A 17,426-nucleotide genomic window follows, 5' to 3' on the forward strand; every position below is an offset into this window, starting at 1 on the left:
GACTTAAAATGGCGGAAAGTCCGAATTGTACGCTGATGACCGCCCTCCAGACGCCCGCCGATTCGTTGCGCCACGCCGCTCTGGCCGCCCTGTGCCTCACCGATCCTGTCAGCAAGGTCGACGCCACGTTGCGCCTCGGCGAGCGCGCGAAGAGCGCGGACGACGCCAGTTGGCGCATCGATGCCGTCATTACGGCGCCTGCGGGAAGCGTGCCCGGTCGGCCGTGCGCGCCGGTCCTGGTGCCGCCCGCTGAAGTGCCGCGTCGCCGTGCGATCGATACGCCGCATGGCCGAGCCGTGCTGCTGCACGCGCTCGCCCATATCGAATTCAACGCGATCAATCTCGCGCTCGACGCCGTGTGGCGTTTTGCCGGCATGCCGGTTGCGTTCTACCAGGATTGGACGCGCGTGGCCGCTGAGGAGGCGACGCACTTTTCGCTGTTGTCGGCACATTTGGCCACGCTCGATTGCCGCTATGGCGACCATCCCGCCCACGACGGGCTGTGGCAGATGACCGAGAAGACTGCCGCCGACCCGCTCGCGCGCATGGCGCTGGTGCCGCGCACGCTGGAGGCGCGGGGCCTCGATGCCTCGCCGCCCATTCGCGCCAAGCTTGCAGCCGTGGGGGACATGGCTGCAGCCGGCATCCTCGACATCATCCTGCGCGACGAAATCGGCCACGTGGCCGTTGGTAACCGCTGGTACCGCTGGCTGTGCGAGCGGGCGGGGCTCGACCCCGTGTCGACCTATCGCCAACTGGCCGAGCAATACGGGGCACCGCGCCTGCGCGGGCCGTTCAACCTCGACGCCCGCCGTCAGGCCGGTTTCGACGACGACGAAATCGCGGCGCTCGAAGCGTCGTTCTAAGCGTCACGGGCGGAGCGGCCCGCCGCTATAATCGCCGGAAAAAGAACGATCGTTCGATTTCTATTCGGTGACGGAAACCATGGACTCCTCCACGCAGCCGGCAGTGCGCCAGGCCTCCCGCTCCACTTACCTGCCGGTTCGCGGCCTGCGCTACCACATTCGCGAGTGGGGTGAGCCGGGCGCGCCGATCCTGTTTCTCTTCCACGGGTGGATGGACGTGTCGGCATCGTTCCAGTTTCTCGTGGATGCCTTGCGCGAGCGCTGGCACATCGTGGCGCCCGATTGGCGCGGCTACGGGCTGACGGCGCGGCCGACCGAGGCGCCTGGCGTGGAGTGCTACTGGTTTGCCGACTACCTGGCCGATCTCGAGGCCATCGCCGACCACTACCAGCCCGAAGGCCAATTGACTCTGGTGGGGCACAGCATGGGCGCCAACGTGGTCTGCCTGTATGCGGGCATCCGGCCGGAGCGCGTGCGGCGCGTGGTCGATCTCGAGGGTTTCGGCATGGCCGCGTCAAAGCCGTCCCAGGCACCGCGCCGCTATGCGCGCTGGCTCGACGAGCTCAAGGACAAACCGAGCCTGAGCACTTACGCCACCGAGGGCGATGTCGCCGCGCGCCTGCAGAAAACCAATCCGCGCCTGCCGGCCGACAAGGCAGCGTTCCTGGCGCGGCACTGGTCGCGCCAGAACGCCGACGGCCGCTGGGAAATCCTCGGCGATCCGGCGCACAAGATCGTCAACCCGCAGCTGTATCGGCTGGATGAAGTGATGGAAGTCTGGCGACGCGTGACCGCGCCCGTGCTGCATGTCGAAGCCGTCGACTCGCCCACGCTCAAGGCCATTGCGGGCGACGTGCCGCTGCCCGAGTTCAAGGCGCGCTTTGCCGCATTTCCCGATTTTCGTGAGGTACTGATCGCCGATGCGGGGCACATGCTGCATCACGACCAGCCCGAGCAGGTGGCCGCGCTGATCGAGGAATTCTGCCGGCAGCCCTGAGGGCGCGGTTCAAGCGAGAAACCGGTGGGCCGCGTCCGGTGGCGGCAGGATGCAGGTAGCCGAACGTCCAAACCACCGATAGCGGTTGCGTGCGGCCCAGCGGTAAAGCGCGTCGCGCAGGGTCACCGGAATGAACCAGCCCATCCATGCCAGGCGCCATGGCCAACCGAGCACATGTGCGATACGCAGTACCGCGGCACTGTCACGCCACGCACGGCCCTCTCGCACGAACAGCATCGTATCGACGTCGTCCGCCTTCACGCCGGCCTGTGCGAGCAGTTGCCGGCGCGTATCGCCTTGCATGGACGCGAAGCGCAGCAGGCGGCGTCGATCATGCCGCATGGATTGCCCCGCTGCATAGCCACAGTGCGCGTCATAGACGACGATCATGCCAGCTCCAGCGTCGTCAGGTCCAGGTAGCCGCGATACGCCGCAACGAGGCCGAGCAGCGGCACGCTGGCGCGCACGTGGAAGTGCAAGCGCTCGCCGTTGCCCGTTTCCTCGGCAAGCACGGTGGGCCGCAGCCATGCGGGGCACGGGATACCGAGAAAGCGCAAGGCTTCCAGGCGCATCCGCAAGAGACCGTCCTGCGCTTCCAGCGCAAAGAACAGGTGCACCGCGCCGAGCCGCTCCATAATGCGCCCTCGATGCAGCGTCAACGTCGAGCGCATCGTGTGCCGCGGAAAATGACGCGTCCAGGTTTCCTCACGGGCGGTAGCGTGGAGCGCGAAGTGGATCGGGCCCTGCGTCGGCATGCGTGGCGTGCGGATGCACCACGCGAGCCAGCGCGCGGCACGGGAGTCGGGCGGTTCGGTTTCAACTTCTCCGTGCAGGCGCACTCGGCCCGCCATGCGGTGGAACGACTGGACCGCCGGCGCCAGCTGCGCGTACTGCGTGCCCAGCACGGTTTCGTAAAGCGAGGTGGTCATCCTGCCGTCGCCACATGCAGCTTCGTTTGCAGCCCGGCGTCGTTGCTCGAGTGCGTATGTACGAGCGTCTTATCGGGATACGCATAGCGGTAGGCCCGGCGCAGCGCCATCGCGACTTCATGAAAGCCGGAGAGGATCAGCTTCTGCTTGTTCGGATACAGGGCGATATCGCCGGCTGCAAATACCCCGGGCCGCGAGGTTTCGTACGCGGTGGTTTCCACGACGATGCGCCCTGCGCGCATTTCCACGCCCCAGTTGACGATCGGCCCCGGCTCAGACACCAGGCCGTACAGGGCGACCAGTTCATCGCACGGCAGGACGGTCTCGCCGTCGCGTCCGCGGATGGCCACGCCGGTGAGCGTGCCGTCGGGGGTGCTGTCCAGGCGGGAAAGCATGCCGAGCACGAAATCCATCTCGCCGGCGGCCACGGCAGCGCGCATCTCGGCCACGGTGGCATCTGCCGCGCGAAAGCCTTCGCGCCGGTGCACGAGCGTCACGCGCGCCGCGACCTTGCGCAATGCCAGCGCCCAGTCCAGCGCCGAGTCTCCGCCGCCCGCAATGACGACGCGCTTGCCCGCGAAGCGTGCCGTGTCGCGCACGGCGTAGTGCAGGTGGCGGCCTTCCAGGGCGGCGGCCTCGGGCAAGGCCACGCGCTGCGGGGTAAAAGCGCCGTTGCCTGCGGTGATGAGCACGGCCGCGCAGAGGAACACATCACCGGCGCTCGTGGTGACGCGAAAGCGCCGTCCGTGCTCGTCTTCGAGTGTTTCGACGGCTTCGGCGCGGCGGCCGCACAGGATCGGATAGTTGAACGGCGCGCACTGCGCCATGAGGCGGTCGACAAGTTCCTGCGCGGTGCACGACACCAGCGCGGGGATGTCGTAGATGGGTTTTTCAGGGTAGAGCTCGGTGCACTGACCGCCAGGGCGGTCCAGGGCGTCCACCAGCACGCACGACAACCCGAGCACACCCGCCTGGAATGCTGCGAACAGGCCCGCGGGGCCCGCGCCGACGACGAGCACGTCGATACGCTGTTCCACTGGGGAGGTCGAGTCGGTGGGGCGGGCGGCGGAAGTCATGGCAAGCACGTGGATAAAGCGATGCGGCCACTATAGCGCGCAGCCAGCGGCGCGCCGCGAACACCGGCACGGGCAGTCGGGTCTTCCCAAGCGCGCGCGGCGGCAGGGTACCCGCCCCGATCTCGCGCCGCAGCAGTAAAATGGCGGAATGTCGAATCTCTCCGCCGCCTCCGCCCGCAACGCCGACCTGCACTGTCATTCCACAGTGTCCGACGGCGCGCTTTTGCCGCACGAAGTGGCCGCGCGCGCCGCCGCCCACGGTGTGACGCTTTGGGCGCTGACCGACCACGATGAGGTGGGAGGCCAGGCCGCCGCGCGTGAAGCCGCGACGTCGCTCGGCATGGCGTATCTGGCCGGTGTGGAGATCTCCGTCACGTGGGCGGGGCGCACGCTGCATATCGTTGGTCTGGGCATCGACCCGGAGAACGCCGCACTGGTGCAAGGCCTGGAACGCACGCGCTCGGGCCGCTGCGCGCGCGCCGAAGACATCGCTGCGGCGCTCGCCAAGCTTGGTATCGAGGGGGCCTACGAAGGCGCGCTGCGCCATGCCGGCAATCCGGACATGGTCTCGCGCACGCACTTCGCACGCTTCCTGGTCGAGCAAGGCCATTGCCGCGACATTTCCGAGGTGTTCGAGCGCTACCTCGGCGATGGCAAGCCGGGCTATGTGCCTCACCGGTGGGCGCGTCTGGCAGAAGCCATCGGCTGGATCAAGGGCGCCGGTGGCGTCGCGGTGATGGCGCACCCGGGGCGCTACAGTCTGTCGCTCGTCGAACACAACGCGCTGTTCGATGAGTTCAAGGAACTGGGCGGCGAGGGCGTCGAGGTGGTGACCGGCAGCCACACGCCTGACCAATACGCGCTGTACGCAGACGTCGCACGCCGCTACGGGCTGCTGGCCTCGCGAGGCTCGGACTTCCACGGCCCGGGAGAGGGGCGTGTCGAGCTCGGCGGGCTGCCGCCGCTGCCCGACAACCTCACGCCGGTCTGGCACCGGTGGATGAGTTGAGCGCCGGCCGAGCATGTCCCAGTTTTTCCAGATTCACCCCGTCACGCCGCAGGGCCGGCTCATCCGCCAGGCAGCCGAGATCATCCGCGCCGGCGGCCTGGTCGCTCTGCCGACCGATTCATGCTACGCGCTCGCCTGCCACCTGGACGACAAGGCCGCGGTGGAGCGCCTGCGCCGCGTGCGCGGCATCGACGAAAAGCACCACCTGACGCTGATGTGCCGCGACCTCTCCGAGCTGGCCACGTTTGCGCGCGTCGACAACAAGCAATACCGCGTGCTGAAGGCGGCCACGCCGGGGCCGTTCGTGTTCCTGCTCGAAGCGACCAAGGAAGTGCCGCGCCGGCTATCGCATCCGTCGCGCAAGACAATCGGCCTGCGTGTGCCGGAGCACCCGATTCCGCTGGCATTGATGACCGAGCTGGGCGAGCCGCTGCTCTCGGCCACGCTGCAGCTGCCTGGTGACGACGTGCCGCTGAACGAAGCGGAAGCCATTCGCGCGCGGCTGGAGAAGCAGTTGGAACTCGTCATCGATGGCGGGCCGGCTCCGGCGGAGCCCACCACCGTCATCGACCTGACCAGCGGCGAGCCGGAACTCGTTCGCAAGGGCCGCGGCGATGCGGCCCGCGTTGGCCTGTAGTCGATGCCATACCTGGCCGGCGTGCTGTGGCGCGCGCTTGCTACAATAGCCGGCTTATGGACCCCACGCTGATCCAGAACATCGCGGTTTACGCGATCCCCGTCCTGCTTGCCATCACGCTGCATGAGGCCGCGCATGGTTACGTTGCCAAGCATTTCGGCGACGACACCGCCTTTGTCATGGGCCGCATCAGTCTCAACCCGCTGCGGCATGTCGACCCGATCGGCACCGTTGCGATGCCGCTGCTGCTGTATTTCGCCACGAGCGGCGCGTTCGTGTTCGGTTATGCGAAGCCTGTGCCGGTGCGTTTCGATCGCCTGCGTGATCCGCGCTGGAACGGCATGTGGGTGGCGTTGGCCGGGCCCGCCACCAACTTCGTCCAGGCGATTCTCTGGGGCGTGCTGGCGGTGGCGCTCGTCGTAGGTGGCGTCACCGAGCCGTTCCTGACTGGCATGGCCCGCGCCGGTATCCTGGTCAACATGGTGATGGCGGCGTTCAACATGTTTCCGCTGCCGCCGCTCGACGGCGGGCGCGTGCTCGCTGCGCTGCTGCCGCCGCGTGCGGCGATGGTGCTGGCCCGCATCGAGCCGTTCGGCTTTTTTATCGTGATGGCGCTGATCCTGTCGAACGTCATCACCAATGTCTGGATGCGCCCGATCATGGCGCTGCTGCTTCAATTGCTGCAGTGGATTCTGAGCCCGCTGCAGATGCTGTTTTCCTGAGTCTTCAACTCCATTCCCCACATGTTTCCTGAACGCGTTCTCTCTGGCATGCGTCCGACCGGTGCCCTGCACCTGGGCCACTACCACGGCGTGCTGAAAAACTGGGTCCGGCTGCAGGCCGAATACCCGTGCTTCTTCTTCGTCGCCGACTGGCATGCGCTGACCACGCACTACGAGTCGCCCGAGGTGATCGAGGAATCTGTGTGGGAAATGCTGATCGACTGGCTGGCCGCCGGCGTCGATCCCACGCAGGCCACGCTGTTCATCCAGAGCCGTGTGCCCGAGCACGCCGAACTGTTCCTGCTGCTCTCGATGGGCACGCCGCTGGGCTGGCTCGAACGCGTGCCGACGTACAAGGATCAGATCGAGAAGCTCAAGGAGAAGGACCTCTCCACGTACGGCTTCCTCGGCTACCCGCTGCTGCAGGCAGCCGACATCCTGATCTACCGCGCCGGCTTCGTGCCGGTGGGCGAAGACCAGGTGCCGCACGTCGAGATGACACGCGAAGTCGCCCGCCGCTTCAACTACCTGTACGGCCGCGAACCCGGCTTCGAAGAGAAGGCGCTCGAAGCCGCCAAGAAACTCGGCGGCAAGCGCGCGAAGCTGTATCTGGAACTGCGCACCGCCTACCAGGAGCGCGGCGAAGACGAAGCCCTGGAGCAGGCCCGCGCATTGCTGGCTGAATCCCAGAGCCTCTCGATGGGCGACCGCGAACGCCTGTTCGGCTACCTGGAAGGCGCCCGCAAGATCATCCTGCCCGAGCCGCAGGTGCTGCTGACCGAGGCCTCGCGCATGCCCGGTCTTGATGGCCAGAAGATGTCGAAGTCGTACGGCAACACGATCCGCATGCGCGAGGACAAGGAATCCGTCGAGAAGAAGGTCCGCACCATGCCGACCGATCCGGCCCGCGTGCGCCGCACCGACCCGGGCGACCCGGACAAGTGCCCCGTGTGGCAGTTGCACCAGGTCTATTCCGATGCGGACACCAAGGAATGGGTGCAGAAGGGCTGCCGCAGCGCCGGCATCGGTTGTCTGGAGTGCAAGCAGCCGGTGATCGAAGGCATCCTGCGCGAGCAGCAGCCGATGCTCGAGCGTGCCCAGAAGTACATGGACGACCCGTCGTTGCTGCGCGCCATCATCGCTGACGGCTGCGACAACGCGCGCAAGGTCACGCAGGAGACCATGCGCGAGGTGCGCGAGGCGATGGGCCTGGCCTACAGCTGATACGCCGCAGATGCTGCCAGTCGTGACCGACCTGCACACGCTTGCCGCGCCGTCGCCCTGGGTGGTGCGATGGGCGGCCGGGTTGCCGGCCGGCGCATCGGTGCTGGATGTTGCCTGCGGCAGCGGCCGGCATGTCCGGTGGCTGGCCGCCCGCGCTCTGCGCGTGACGGGCATCGACCGGGATGCAACGGCGCTCTCCGGGCTTTCCGGCGTCGCCACGACGCTCGTTGCCGATATCGAGGGTGGCCCCTGGCCGCTGTCAGCCGGTGCGGTGTTCGACGCCGTCGTCGTCACGAACTATCTGCACCGGCCGTTGTGGCCGCAACTGCTCGCGGCCGTCGCCCCGGGCGGACGCCTTATCTATGAAACGTTCGCCGTCGGAAACGAAACCGTGGGCAAGCCGTCCAATCCGGCATTCCTGCTGGCGCCGGGGGAGCTGCTCGACGCCGTACGGGGCCGGCTGCGCGTGATTGCCTACGAAGACGGGTTTGTCGCGTCGCCAAAAAACGCTTATGTACAGCGCATTTGCGCGGTGCGCGAGCCTGGCGGCGTGACGGCCGTGCGCTACGCACTTTGAACTTGCTGAGGGCAGGGCCTTACCCGTCTCCTGACGGGTCTCAGATGTGGCGAATCCGTTCTGACGATCCGGTACAATCCGACTGTTTACGTTCACGCTTTTGTCTGCTTTCGAAACCATGACCCAGATTTCCGGCAGTCTCGTCGCCATCGTCACGCCCATGCACGAGGACGGCAGCCTTGATTTCCCGTCGTTGCGCAAGTTGATCGACTGGCACATCGCCGAGGGCACCGACGGCATCGTGATCGTCGGCACGAGTGGTGAATCGCCGACCGTGTCGGTGGAAGAGCACCGTGAGCTGATCCGGGTGGCGGTCGAGCAGGCGAACAAGCGTATCCCGATCATTGCCGGCACCGGCGGCAACTCCACCACCGAGGCCGTCGAGCTGACGGCCTACGCGAAGCAGGTGGGCGCCGATGCCTCCCTGCAGGTCGTGCCGTACTACAACAAGCCGACGCAGGAAGGCATGTATTTGCACTTCCGCAAGGTGGCCGAGTCGGTCGATCTGCCGGTCATTCTGTACAACGTGCCGGGCCGCACCGTGGCCGATATGACGGTCGAAACGATGCTGCGCCTGGCCGAAGTGCCGGGCATCATCGGCGTGAAGGAAGCGACCGGCAACATCGACCGCGCCGCGCAACTCATCAAGGGCGCGCCGACCTCGTTCAAGATTTACAGCGGGGATGATCCGACCGCCATCGCGCTGATGCTGCTGGGCGGTCACGGCAACATTTCGGTGACGGCCAATGTGGCGCCGCGCGCCATGCACGAACTGTGCGCCGCTGCCATGCGCGGCGACGTGGAAACGGCTCGCCGCATTCACATGCAGCTGCTGTCGGTGCACAAGAACCTGTTTGTCGAATCGAACCCGATTCCTGTCAAGTGGGCGCTCCAGGCCATGGGCAAGATGGAAGGTGGCATCCGCCTGCCGTTGACGCCGCTGGCACCCCAGTATCACGAGGTGGTACGCGCATCCCTCAAGGATGCAGGACTGCTCTCCTGATGTTTCAAGGCCCAGTCTGGGCACTTAAGGCCATCGTTCTCATCCGAAGGATCGCAAGTCAATGAAACTGCACCAAACCCGTCGCGGGGCTGTGGCGACGTCTGCTCACCTGTTGCTGGCCGCGCTGTCGGTTGCCATGATTTCCGGTTGCGATACCGTCAATGAGGTGATGCAGCCGGACCGCATCGACTACAAATCGCAGGCCAAGAAGGGGCCGACGCTCGAAGTCCCGCCCGACCTGACCAGCATCCAGGCAGATCGCCGCTACGCCGCACCGGACACGGGCACGACTACGCTGTCGGCCTACACGTCGACGGCACCGAAGGTGACGGCGCCGGGCTCGGGTGCCGACAACGTGCTCCCCTCCGTGTCCGACATGCGCATCGAGCGCGACGGCAACCAGCGCTGGCTCGTCGTGAAGACCACGCCCGACGCCCTCTGGCCGCAGCTGCGCACGTTCTGGCAAGAACTCGGTTTTCTGCTGGTGATTGATTCGCCCGAGACCGGCATCATGGAAACCGACTGGGCCGAGAACCGCGCGAAGATTCCGCAGGACATCATCCGTCGCACCGTTGGCAAGGTGTTCGACGGCCTGTACTCGACGGGCGAGCGCGACAAGTTCCGCACCCGCATCGAGAAAGGCCCGAACGGCACGGTCGAGGTCTACATCTCGCACCGCGGCGCGCAAGAACAGCTGGTCGGCTCGGCCAAGGACCAGACCGTGTGGACGCCGCGTCCGGCCGATCCCGAGCTGGAGGCCGAATTCCTCTCGCGCCTGATGCAGCGACTGGGCGCAAGCAAGGAAGCCGCGCAGCAGAAGCTCGCGCAGACGCAGGCCGCGCATCCGGTGGAACAGGGTGCGAAGGCGACCGAGGGCGTCCAGGCTGCGCGCACCGCAGGCCCGTCGCTGCTGACGCAATCGAATGGCCAGCCCGCTCTGCAGGTGCCGGAACCCTTCGACCGCGCCTGGCGCACCGTGGGCTTGGCGCTCGACCGCGTGAACTTCACCGTGGATGACCGCGACCGCTCGCAAGGCGTGTACTTCGTCCGCTACGCCGACACCAAGGCGGAAGCGAATGCGCCGGGCTTCTTCTCGCGCCTGTTCTCGGGCACGAAGATCGAAGACCTCAAGCGTGCCAAGCGCTATCGCGTGGTGGTCAAGGACGGCGGCAATTCGTCGACCGTGACCGTGCAGAACGACGACGGCTCGGCGCAGACGGGCGACATCGGCAAGCGCATCCTGTCGCTGCTCGACGAACAACTGCGCTGATCGGCATCATGCAGTACAGCTGCCTGGGTGGGCGATGACACTGAGATTCGCCAGCCTCGGCAGCGGCAGCGAGGGGAATGCGCTGCTGGTCGAATCCAGCGATGGCACGACCTGCACGCGCATCCTGCTCGACTGCGGCTTTGGTATCCGCGAAACCGTGCGCCGGCTCGAACGGCTCGGTTGCACGGCGGAATCCCTCAATGCCATTCTCGTCACCCACGAGCATAGCGACCACGTCGGCAGCGCGTATGCGTTCGCCGCCAAGTTCGATATCCCTGTCTGGACCAGCCACGGTACGTATCGCGCGACCGAGAAACTGCGCGGTGCCGATCGTGCAGCCGTGCGGTTCTGTCGTGCCGACGACGTCTTCAGCATCGGCGATCTGCAGATCCTGCCGTACACGGTGCCGCACGATGCGCGCGAGCCACTGCAGTTCGTCTTCAGCGATGGTGCGCGGCGTCTGGGCGTGCTGACCGATGCTGGCATGTCGACCGAGTACCTGTGTTCGCATCTGGAAGGCATGCACGCACTTGTGCTCGAATGCAATCATGATCGTGAGATGCTCGAGAACTCGCCCTACCCGTGGTCACTGAAGCGCCGTATCGGTGGGGATTTCGGTCACCTGGCGAACGACATTGCCGCGGCGATCCTGACCCGCGTACACCATGCCGCGCTGCATACGGTTGTGGCGGCACATCTGTCCAGGCAGAACAACACGCCGCAGCTCGCCGCCGAGGCCATAGCGGTCCCGTTGGGTATCGGGGTGGAGGCGGTGCCTATTGCGGACCAGGAAGAGGGCTTGCCATGGCACAGCGTTTGATGAGCGCGTCGCCGGCAGCCTTGTAAGAATCAGAAACAACTTTGATTGGCGGTCGGGCAGGGCGGTGTTTGCCCGGTCATGCGCCCATGAAAAAAGCCGACCCGAGGTCGGCTTTTTTGTCTCGCGAGAAACGCGATTATTGCTTGGCGGCCGGGGCCGAAGCGTCGGCAGCCGGAGCCGAGGCAGCAGCGTCCGAAGCGGCCGGAGCAGCTGCGGCATCCGAAGCAGCCGGAGCAGCAGCGGCGGGAGCCGAGGCTTCCGGAGCAGCGGCGGCCGGAGCCGAAGCTTCCGGAGCAGCTGCCGGAGCAGCAGCTTCTTCCTTCTTACCGCAAGCAGCCAGAGCCACAGCAGCCATCAGCGAGGCGATCAGGAGAGACTTTTTCATTTTTTCGATCCTTAAACTGAATATGGAAAGCGAACAACAGAAAGGGCGATGAATAATTACCGGTAATTATCGCTCTGGTACGACACCTTCTTCTGCGCTGGCAGCCAGAGTGCACAAGAGCTGCTTGGCTGCAAGCTAGCGTCGGATTATAGCGGCCTTTACCTACCCTGTGTAGCTGAGTGGGGCGGGACGCACGCTCGATTCCGCCACTTTTGTAACGATGTGTTTCAGCTGCGGAATGAACGCCGGGCTGGGTCTGCAAGTCTGAGCCAGCCTTCCTCGTACCACGCGTGCAGGGTGTCCATGAGGTCCGGCAGATCAGCCGCCGCATCCACCGACGCAGCGCTTGCACCGCGGGCATCTGCCAACGCGGCAAGCCACGCAAGCAGCGTACCCGGAGGCTCGAACGTATCGCCGTTGATCCAGAACCGCTGGCTGTCGTACAACGCCTGCGTGCGAGCGTCGAGGACGATGCCTTCCTTGCGCGCGCGGGCGGCAAAGCGGGCAAGCGGCAAGCGGGGTTGCGTGACGAACTCCACGTGATCCTTCGGCTCGGTGAGATACGCCCCCAGGAACTCGCCGACCAGCTCGGGCGTCCAGCGCAGCGCATTGAGCTTTTGCGCGAGCGCCTTGACCATGGCGGCGGGCAGCTCGCCCGGGCGGTCCGTGGGCTTCTGGTCCGGATCGGCGTAGCGGCCGTCGAATTTCGGATCGTCCTCGAGCGTCTGCGAGAGGAAGCCCAGGAAGTGGCCCGCCAGCTCGCGATACGACGGCGAGCGGAAGCCGATCGAGTACGTCATGCAGTCGCCTTCTGCCACGCCGTCGTGGGCGTAGTGCGGAGGCAGGTACAGCATGTCGCCCGGCTCGAGCACGAACTCTTCCTCCGGCTGGAAGTTCGCGAGGATCTTCAGCGGCAGATCGGGCACGAGGGACAGGTCGTCCTGGGCCGAAATGCGCCAGCGGCGCTTGCCATGCGCCTGCAGCAGGAACACATCGTACGAATCGAAATGCGGGCCGACGCCGCCGCCGTCGGTGGCAAAGCTGATCATCACATCGTCGAGCCGCGCATCCGGGATGAAACGAAAGCGCCGCATCAGTGCTTCGACCGCGGGCTCCACGAGGTTCACGCCTTGCACCAGCACCGACCAGTTGCGCGTCTTGCGTGAGGGCAGCGGGCGCTCGTCGAATGGGCCGTGATTGAACGACCACCGCCCGCGGGATTGCGCGATCAGCCGGGATTCCACATCCGGGCGCTGCGCCAGGGCCAGCAGCCGCTCGGGCGAGAGCGGAAAGTGCAGTGAGCGCATCTCTTCGGCGGAGAGCGCCTGGCGGATCAGCAGTGGCTTTTTCTGCCAGTGCGTGCGCATGAAATCGCGTGGCGACAGGCCGCCGAGCAGCCGTGCCGGGTGCGCTGCGGCCAGGGCAGGTTGGACGCCGCCATCCGCAGCGTATAATGGGACTTCGTTCATGGAGTGCGCAATTGAAAATCGCGAAGAATACGGTGGTGTCGGTGGCTTACAAACTGTCCGACGCGCAGGGCAACGTCATCGAGGAATCCGATGAGCCGATGGTGTATTTGCACGGCGGCTATGATGGCACGTTCCCCAAGATCGAGGAAGCGCTGGACGGCCATGAGCAAGGCTTCGAGACCAAGCTGCAGCTCGAGCCGGACGATGCGTTCGGCGAATACGATCAGGAGCTGATCAAGATCGAGCCGCGTGACCGTTTTCCCGAGCCCCTCGAGGTTGGCATGCAGTTCGAGGGCGTGCCCGAAGACGGAGACGAGGAAGACGCCATTGTCTACACCGTCACCGATGTGGCGGAAGACAAGGTCGTGCTCGACGGTAATCATCCGCTCGCAGGCATGGCGCTGCGCTTCGAGCTGAAGGTGACCGATGTGCGCGAGGCCACGGCGGAAGAGATCGAGCACGGCCACGTGCACGGTGACCACGGCCTGGAAGTCGTCGACGAAGACGAAGACGACGACAAGCCGCACACGCTGCACTGATCGTCATCGGTCCGATACGAGAACGGGAGCTTCGGCTCCCGTTTTCTATTGCGCGGTCTGCGACGGCGGCGCGCCCTCGACGCGGCGTCCGCGCACGTGGAAGAGCGGTGTCCGGCCCGGCGTGACGGACACCTCCAGCCACTGGTCAAGCACCGGGGAGCCGTAAGTCCGCGCGCGCATGACGTGCGGATCGGGCCGGCCTTCATCGTCCTTGAGTGGGCGATCGAGCAGCAGCGTCTGGCTGGCCCCATGGATGATGAGTACCGCGCCGTCATAGTCGCGCGTGAGCGTGCGCAGTTGGCGCTTGAGCGCGAGATACCCGTCGTGCGAGCGCCGCAGCAGGCCATCCAGCAGGTTCGGAGCACGGCGATGTTCCCAGCCGTCTTCGAACAGCGGATCGGCTTGCATCATGATCACGATGCCTTCCATCTTGCGCTGGTGCGCCAGCGAGAACGCACGGGCCAGCCATTGCCGATTCGCTTCGAGCCGGTCTTCGTATTCGCCGTTCCGGCCGCCGGCCGTCTTGTAGTTGTTGTTGTCGCCCGGCACGTTGAGGGTGACGAACAGCACACGGTCGACGATCCATCGGGCGTTCTCGCGGTAGCTGCGAAACTTGGCCTGATCGGACTGGCGCATGACGGCCATCGTGCGCTGGCCGAGCGCGTTGTCGTCGGGGTAGAACAGCTCGCGCAGGCGCAGCAGACGTTCGAGCGGGTCAAAGCGGCCGGCGGCAGCGCGCTGGCAATCGCTCCAATCGTGGTCGCCCGGAATATAGACGACGGGCGAAATCAGGCTGTCGAGCAGCTCGTGGCGCGCTTCGAGGAGCTCGTCCGCGCATGATTCATCACGGCCCTTGAGGTTGCCCAGGTGCACGACGAAGGCCGGGTGCTCGGCATCGATGGCGTCAAGCAAGGCGCGCGCGGGCGCAACGTCTTCCGGGCGTTCCGGCACGTTGCCGATGACGGCAAAGCTGAACCCGCCCGGCGCTTTTGCTTGCCTGCCGGGCGCGGCCTGAACCGGCGCCCAAAGCAGCATGACTGCCGCCAGGGCAGCGCCGATGCAGCGACGAAGAGCCGGGCGGGGCTGCATCATCCGGCCCCAGATCCGGCGAGCGCCTTCAGCCGGTACAGCGCATCGAGCGCCTCGCGCGGCGTCATGTCGTCAGGGTCGAGGCCGGCGAGTGCTTCGGCCAGGGCAGTGTCGGGCGCCTCGGTGGATGCCGCGTCGTCTTCATCGTCCGGGCACTCGGCGAGGGCGAACAGATCCAGTTGCGGGGTGGCGCCCGTGTCGGCCGAATGCTGCTCGAGCCAGGCCAGCCGCTTGCGCGCCGCGCGGATGACCGCCTGCGGCACGCCAGCCAACTGCGCAACCTGCAGACCGTAGCTCTGGCTGGCCGGCCCTTCCTGCACCGCATGCAGGAAGACGATGCCATCGCCATGTTCCACCGCCGACAGGTGGACGTTGGCCGCCTGGGCAAACTCCTGCGGCAGTTGCGTCAGCTCGAAGTAGTGCGTCGCGAACAGCGTGTGACTGCGATTGTGCGACAGCAGATGTCGCGCAATCGCCCATGCGAGCGCCAGGCCGTCGAACGTGCTGGTGCCGCGGCCGATCTCGTCCATCAGCACCAGGCTGTTGGGCGTCGCGCGGTGCAGGATGGCGGCCGCTTCGGTCATCTCCACCATGAAGGTCGAGCGCCCCCCGGCGAGGTCGTCTGCGGCGCCGATGCGCGTGAAGATGCGGTCGATCGGGCCGATGGTGGCCGCTTCGGCCGGCACGAAGGCGCCCACGTAGGCGAGCAGCACGACCAGCGCGGTTTGCCGCATGAAGGTCGATTTACCGCCCATGTTCGGGCCGGTAATCAGCAGCAGCTTGCGCGTGTCCTGCAGCACACAGTCGTTTGCGACGAACTGTTCGACCTGCTGCTCGACCACGGGATGGCGGGCGCGCGTGAGTTCGATGCCCGGAACATCCGTGAGCGTCGGACGGGACCACGACAACGCGTGCGCCCGTTCGGCCAGCGTGGCCAGCACGTCGGCCTGCGCCAGCGCCGCGGCAATGCGCTTGAACTCGGCCAGGTGCGGCAGCAGCTTCTGGAGCAGCTCTTCGTAGAGCAGCTTCTCACGCGAGAGCGCGCGGTCCTGCGCGGAGAGGGCCTTGTCTTCAAACGCCTTCAGCTCGGGCGTGATGTAGCGCTCGGCATTCTTGAGCGTCTGGCGGCGGCGGTAGTCGTCGGGCACCTTGTCGGCCTGGCCGTTGGTGACTTCGATGTAGAAGCCGTGCACGCGGTTGTATTCGACACGCAGGTTCGCGATGCCGGTGCGCTCGCGCTCGCGGGCTTCCAAGTCGACGAGGAACTGGCCGCAGTTTTCGGAGATGTCGCGCAACTCGTCCAGGTCGGCGTCGTAGCCGCGTGCGATGACGCCACCGTCGCGCACCATCGCGGCCGGTTCGGCCATCACGGCGCGCTGGAGCAGCGCATGGGCGTCTTCGGGCACGGCCAGGGCGGCGCGCAATTCCGCTAGCAGCGGGGCGGCATCGCTTTGCGGCAGTGCTTCGCGAATCTCGGGCAGGCGGGCAAGCGTATCGCGCAGCGAAGACAGGTCGCGCGGGCGCGCAGAGAGCAGCGCCAGCCGCCCGGTGATGCGCTCCACGTCCGACAGCGTGCGCAGCGTCGCACGCAGCGTCCGCCAGTCGCTGCCGAGCAGCACCTCGATGGCCTGCTGGCGCGCCTGCGGCACCGCCCGTTCGCGCAGCGGGTGATGCAGCCAGTGCCGCAGCAGGCGGCTGCCCATGCTGGTCGAGCAGGTATCGAGCAGTGAGAACAGCGTGGGTGACTCCTGCCCACGCAACGTCTCCGTCAGCTCCAGGTTGCGGCGCGTGGCGGTGTCCAGGCCGATGAACTCGCTTTCGTGCTCGACCGTCAGGCCGATGACATGGCGCAGCGACTGGCCCTGCGTGGACGCCGCGTAGTTCAGCAGCGCACCGGCGGCGGCGAGCGCGGCGGTCAACGTTTCCGCACCGAACGCGACGAGGCTGGTCACGCCCAGCTGCTCGCGCAGGCGGCGCGCGCCGGCGTCCACGTCGAAGTGCCAGTCGGGCAGGCGCGTGCGGGCGGCGTCGTACTGGATGGTGTTGAGCGTGGCGTCATCGGCCAGCACTTCAGCGGGGCGGATGCGTTCGAGCTCGCGTTCGAGCTGGTCGGGGCTGCACTCCATCACGCGCAGCTCGCCGCCGACGAGGTTCAGCCATGCCAGGCCTATCAGCGGCGCGGCACCGCGCTTGCCCGGCACGTGCGCAATGGCGAGCAGGTGGTTGTTGACCTTGTCGGAGAGCAACGCCGCATCCGTCAGTGTGCCGGGCGTGACGACGCGTACGACCTTGCGCTCGACCGGGCCCTTGGTGGTGGCCGGGTCGCCGATCTGTTCGCAGATGGCAACCGACTCGCCGAGCTTGACCAGCTTGGCCAGGTACTGCTCGACAGCGTGGAACGGCACGCCGGCCATGCGGATCGGCATGCCGTTGGAGCTGCCGCGCGCGGTGAGCGTGATATCGAGCAGGCGGGCGGCTTTTTCGGCGTCTTCAAAGAAGAGCTCGTAGAAGTCGCCCATGCGGTAGAAGACCAGCGTGTTCGGGTGCCCAGCCTTCAGACGCAGGTACTGCTGCATCATCGGCGTGTGCTTGTCGAAGGGGCCGTATTTCGGGTCGATCTCCAGAGCCGGAGCGGAGTGTTCAGCCATGCGGTGCAAATAAAGACGGAGGCGCGGCGTGCGATCGGGCGGTCGCGCGCCGGGGGTTGAATCTGGAATCGCGCAATTGTTGCACAGGTGGGCGACGGGCTTTTGCAGCGTGCCGGACGCGTCATCGCCCACCTGCGGGTGGGGCCGCTCGCGCCGGAATCGCTCA

The 17,426-nt window shown here is 66.3% G+C and carries 18 protein-coding genes; 11 read left to right on the plus strand and 7 right to left on the minus strand.

Annotated elements, in window-relative coordinates; all coding sequences use genetic code 11:
- Nucleotides 1-35 precede the first annotated feature (35 nt).
- On the plus strand, nucleotides 36-866 hold the full coding sequence (locus tag TK49_RS09785; RefSeq protein WP_045786507.1) for a ferritin-like domain-containing protein: 831 nt from the start codon (nucleotides 36-38) through the stop codon (nucleotides 864-866).
- A 79-nt stretch (nucleotides 867-945) separates the two neighbouring features.
- The gene (locus TK49_RS09790) at nucleotides 946-1,863 is read left to right on the plus strand and encodes an alpha/beta fold hydrolase (protein WP_045786508.1); all 918 of its coding nucleotides are present in this window, start codon (nucleotides 946-948) and stop codon (nucleotides 1,861-1,863) included.
- Between the two features lie 9 nt (nucleotides 1,864-1,872).
- Here TK49_RS09790 and TK49_RS09795 read toward each other — a convergent pair whose 3' ends face one another.
- The 3 genes from TK49_RS09795 to TK49_RS09805 are packed head-to-tail and all read right to left on the minus strand — an operon-like array spanning nucleotide 1,873 to nucleotide 3,868.
- Nucleotides 1,873-2,253 carry a thiol-disulfide oxidoreductase DCC family protein gene (locus TK49_RS09795; RefSeq protein WP_045786509.1) on the minus strand — a complete coding sequence of 127 codons (381 nt, stop codon included), beginning with the start codon at nucleotides 2,251-2,253 and terminating at the stop codon, nucleotides 1,873-1,875.
- The gene (locus tag TK49_RS09800; protein WP_045786510.1) at nucleotides 2,250-2,792 is read right to left on the minus strand and encodes a DUF4166 domain-containing protein; all 543 of its coding nucleotides are present in this window, start codon (nucleotides 2,790-2,792) and stop codon (nucleotides 2,250-2,252) included. Before TK49_RS09800 ends, TK49_RS09795 begins: the two co-directional genes overlap by 4 nt.
- Entirely contained in the window at nucleotides 2,789-3,868 is a 1,080-nt protein-coding gene (locus tag TK49_RS09805) for an NAD(P)/FAD-dependent oxidoreductase (protein ID WP_045786511.1), read from the minus strand. Before TK49_RS09805 ends, TK49_RS09800 begins: the two co-directional genes overlap by 4 nt.
- 148 nt (nucleotides 3,869-4,016) lie before the next feature.
- Here TK49_RS09805 and TK49_RS09810 point away from each other — a divergent pair, with 148 nt between their 5' ends.
- The 8 genes from TK49_RS09810 (at nucleotide 4,017) to TK49_RS09845 (ending at nucleotide 11,130) form a co-directional block, all read left to right on the plus strand.
- The gene (locus TK49_RS09810) at nucleotides 4,017-4,877 is read left to right on the plus strand and encodes a 3',5'-nucleoside bisphosphate phosphatase (RefSeq protein ID WP_045786512.1); all 861 of its coding nucleotides are present in this window, start codon (nucleotides 4,017-4,019) and stop codon (nucleotides 4,875-4,877) included.
- Between the two features lie 13 nt (nucleotides 4,878-4,890).
- Nucleotides 4,891-5,514 carry an L-threonylcarbamoyladenylate synthase gene (locus TK49_RS09815; protein WP_045786513.1) on the plus strand — a complete coding sequence of 208 codons (624 nt, stop codon included), beginning with the start codon at nucleotides 4,891-4,893 and terminating at the stop codon, nucleotides 5,512-5,514.
- A gap of 56 nt (nucleotides 5,515-5,570) precedes the next feature.
- Nucleotides 5,571-6,236 (plus strand): site-2 protease family protein, encoded by a 666-nt coding sequence (locus tag TK49_RS09820; protein WP_045786514.1) that lies wholly within the window; start codon nucleotides 5,571-5,573, stop codon nucleotides 6,234-6,236.
- 21 nt (nucleotides 6,237-6,257) lie between these two features.
- Nucleotides 6,258-7,460, plus strand: a complete 1,203-nt coding sequence (locus TK49_RS09825) for a tryptophan--tRNA ligase (protein WP_045786515.1) — start codon at nucleotides 6,258-6,260, stop codon at nucleotides 7,458-7,460.
- Between the two features lie 10 nt (nucleotides 7,461-7,470).
- On the plus strand, nucleotides 7,471-8,037 hold the full coding sequence (locus TK49_RS09830; protein ID WP_045786516.1) for a class I SAM-dependent methyltransferase: 567 nt from the start codon (nucleotides 7,471-7,473) through the stop codon (nucleotides 8,035-8,037).
- Nucleotides 8,038-8,155: 118 nt separating this feature from the next.
- Entirely contained in the window at nucleotides 8,156-9,040 is an 885-nt protein-coding gene (gene dapA, locus TK49_RS09835) for a 4-hydroxy-tetrahydrodipicolinate synthase (RefSeq protein WP_045786517.1), read from the plus strand.
- A 61-nt stretch (nucleotides 9,041-9,101) separates the two neighbouring features.
- A complete protein-coding gene (bamC, locus tag TK49_RS09840; RefSeq protein ID WP_045786518.1) occupies nucleotides 9,102-10,310 on the plus strand; it encodes an outer membrane protein assembly factor BamC in 1,209 nt (402 codons plus the stop codon).
- Nucleotides 10,311-10,344: 34 nt separating this feature from the next.
- Nucleotides 10,345-11,130: an MBL fold metallo-hydrolase gene (locus TK49_RS09845; RefSeq protein ID WP_045786519.1), complete on the plus strand. Its 786-nt coding sequence runs from the start codon at nucleotides 10,345-10,347 to the stop codon at nucleotides 11,128-11,130.
- A 136-nt stretch (nucleotides 11,131-11,266) separates the two neighbouring features.
- Here the strand turns inward: TK49_RS09845 and TK49_RS24940 are convergent, their stop codons facing one another.
- Together TK49_RS24940 and TK49_RS09855 are read right to left on the minus strand one after the other, a co-directional pair.
- Nucleotides 11,267-11,515, minus strand: coding sequence for a hypothetical protein (locus TK49_RS24940; protein ID WP_045786520.1), 249 nt, complete (start codon nucleotides 11,513-11,515; stop codon nucleotides 11,267-11,269).
- 227 nt (nucleotides 11,516-11,742) lie between these two features.
- Nucleotides 11,743-12,984, minus strand: coding sequence for a ribosomal protein uL16 3-hydroxylase (locus TK49_RS09855; protein ID WP_045786521.1), 1,242 nt, complete (start codon nucleotides 12,982-12,984; stop codon nucleotides 11,743-11,745).
- 11 nt (nucleotides 12,985-12,995) lie between these two features.
- Here TK49_RS09855 and TK49_RS09860 point away from each other — a divergent pair, with 11 nt between their 5' ends.
- Nucleotides 12,996-13,523 (plus strand): FKBP-type peptidyl-prolyl cis-trans isomerase, encoded by a 528-nt coding sequence (locus tag TK49_RS09860; RefSeq protein ID WP_045786522.1) that lies wholly within the window; start codon nucleotides 12,996-12,998, stop codon nucleotides 13,521-13,523.
- A gap of 45 nt (nucleotides 13,524-13,568) precedes the next feature.
- Here the strand turns inward: TK49_RS09860 and TK49_RS09865 are convergent, their stop codons facing one another.
- Both TK49_RS09865 and mutS read right to left on the minus strand, forming a co-directional pair.
- The gene (locus TK49_RS09865; RefSeq protein ID WP_233902537.1) at nucleotides 13,569-14,558 is read right to left on the minus strand and encodes a metallophosphoesterase; all 990 of its coding nucleotides are present in this window, start codon (nucleotides 14,556-14,558) and stop codon (nucleotides 13,569-13,571) included.
- A 53-nt stretch (nucleotides 14,559-14,611) separates the two neighbouring features.
- Complete coding sequence (mutS, locus tag TK49_RS09870) at nucleotides 14,612-17,260, minus strand: DNA mismatch repair protein MutS (RefSeq protein WP_045786524.1); 2,649 nt, start codon at nucleotides 17,258-17,260, stop codon at nucleotides 14,612-14,614.
- Nucleotides 17,261-17,426 lie beyond the last annotated feature (166 nt).

Origin of the sequence: Ralstonia mannitolilytica (assembly GCF_000954135.1) — a bacterium.
GTDB lineage: Bacteria > Pseudomonadota > Gammaproteobacteria > Burkholderiales > Burkholderiaceae > Ralstonia > Ralstonia mannitolilytica.

Excerpts from the sequence above, each read along its gene's own strand:
- TK49_RS09845 (WP_045786519.1), top strand. The coding sequence starts at position 10,345 with ATGACACTGAGATTCGCCAGCCTCGGCAGCGGCAGCGAGGGGAATGCG.
- bamC (WP_045786518.1), top strand. The coding sequence starts at position 9,102 with ATGAAACTGCACCAAACCCGTCGCGGGGCTGTGGCGACGTCTGCTCAC.
- TK49_RS09820 (WP_045786514.1), top strand. The coding sequence starts at position 5,571 with ATGGACCCCACGCTGATCCAGAACATCGCGGTTTACGCGATCCCCGTC.
- TK49_RS09815 (WP_045786513.1), top strand. The coding sequence starts at position 4,891 with ATGTCCCAGTTTTTCCAGATTCACCCCGTCACGCCGCAGGGCCGGCTC.
- TK49_RS09865 (WP_233902537.1), bottom strand. The coding sequence starts at position 14,558 with ATGCTGCTTTGGGCGCCGGTTCAGGCCGCGCCCGGCAGGCAAGCAAAA.
- TK49_RS24940 (WP_045786520.1), bottom strand. The coding sequence starts at position 11,515 with ATGAAAAAGTCTCTCCTGATCGCCTCGCTGATGGCTGCTGTGGCTCTG.
- TK49_RS09785 (WP_045786507.1), top strand. The coding sequence starts at position 36 with ATGACCGCCCTCCAGACGCCCGCCGATTCGTTGCGCCACGCCGCTCTG.
- TK49_RS09795 (WP_045786509.1), bottom strand. The coding sequence starts at position 2,253 with ATGATCGTCGTCTATGACGCGCACTGTGGCTATGCAGCGGGGCAATCC.
- mutS (WP_045786524.1), bottom strand. The coding sequence starts at position 17,260 with ATGGCTGAACACTCCGCTCCGGCTCTGGAGATCGACCCGAAATACGGC.
- TK49_RS09805 (WP_045786511.1), bottom strand. The coding sequence starts at position 3,868 with ATGACTTCCGCCGCCCGCCCCACCGACTCGACCTCCCCAGTGGAACAG.
- TK49_RS09810 (WP_045786512.1), top strand. The coding sequence starts at position 4,017 with ATGTCGAATCTCTCCGCCGCCTCCGCCCGCAACGCCGACCTGCACTGT.
- TK49_RS09800 (WP_045786510.1), bottom strand. The coding sequence starts at position 2,792 with ATGACCACCTCGCTTTACGAAACCGTGCTGGGCACGCAGTACGCGCAG.
- dapA (WP_045786517.1), top strand. The coding sequence starts at position 8,156 with ATGACCCAGATTTCCGGCAGTCTCGTCGCCATCGTCACGCCCATGCAC.
- TK49_RS09825 (WP_045786515.1), top strand. The coding sequence starts at position 6,258 with ATGTTTCCTGAACGCGTTCTCTCTGGCATGCGTCCGACCGGTGCCCTG.
- TK49_RS09790 (WP_045786508.1), top strand. The coding sequence starts at position 946 with ATGGACTCCTCCACGCAGCCGGCAGTGCGCCAGGCCTCCCGCTCCACT.
- TK49_RS09855 (WP_045786521.1), bottom strand. The coding sequence starts at position 12,984 with ATGAACGAAGTCCCATTATACGCTGCGGATGGCGGCGTCCAACCTGCC.
- TK49_RS09830 (WP_045786516.1), top strand. The coding sequence starts at position 7,471 with ATGCTGCCAGTCGTGACCGACCTGCACACGCTTGCCGCGCCGTCGCCC.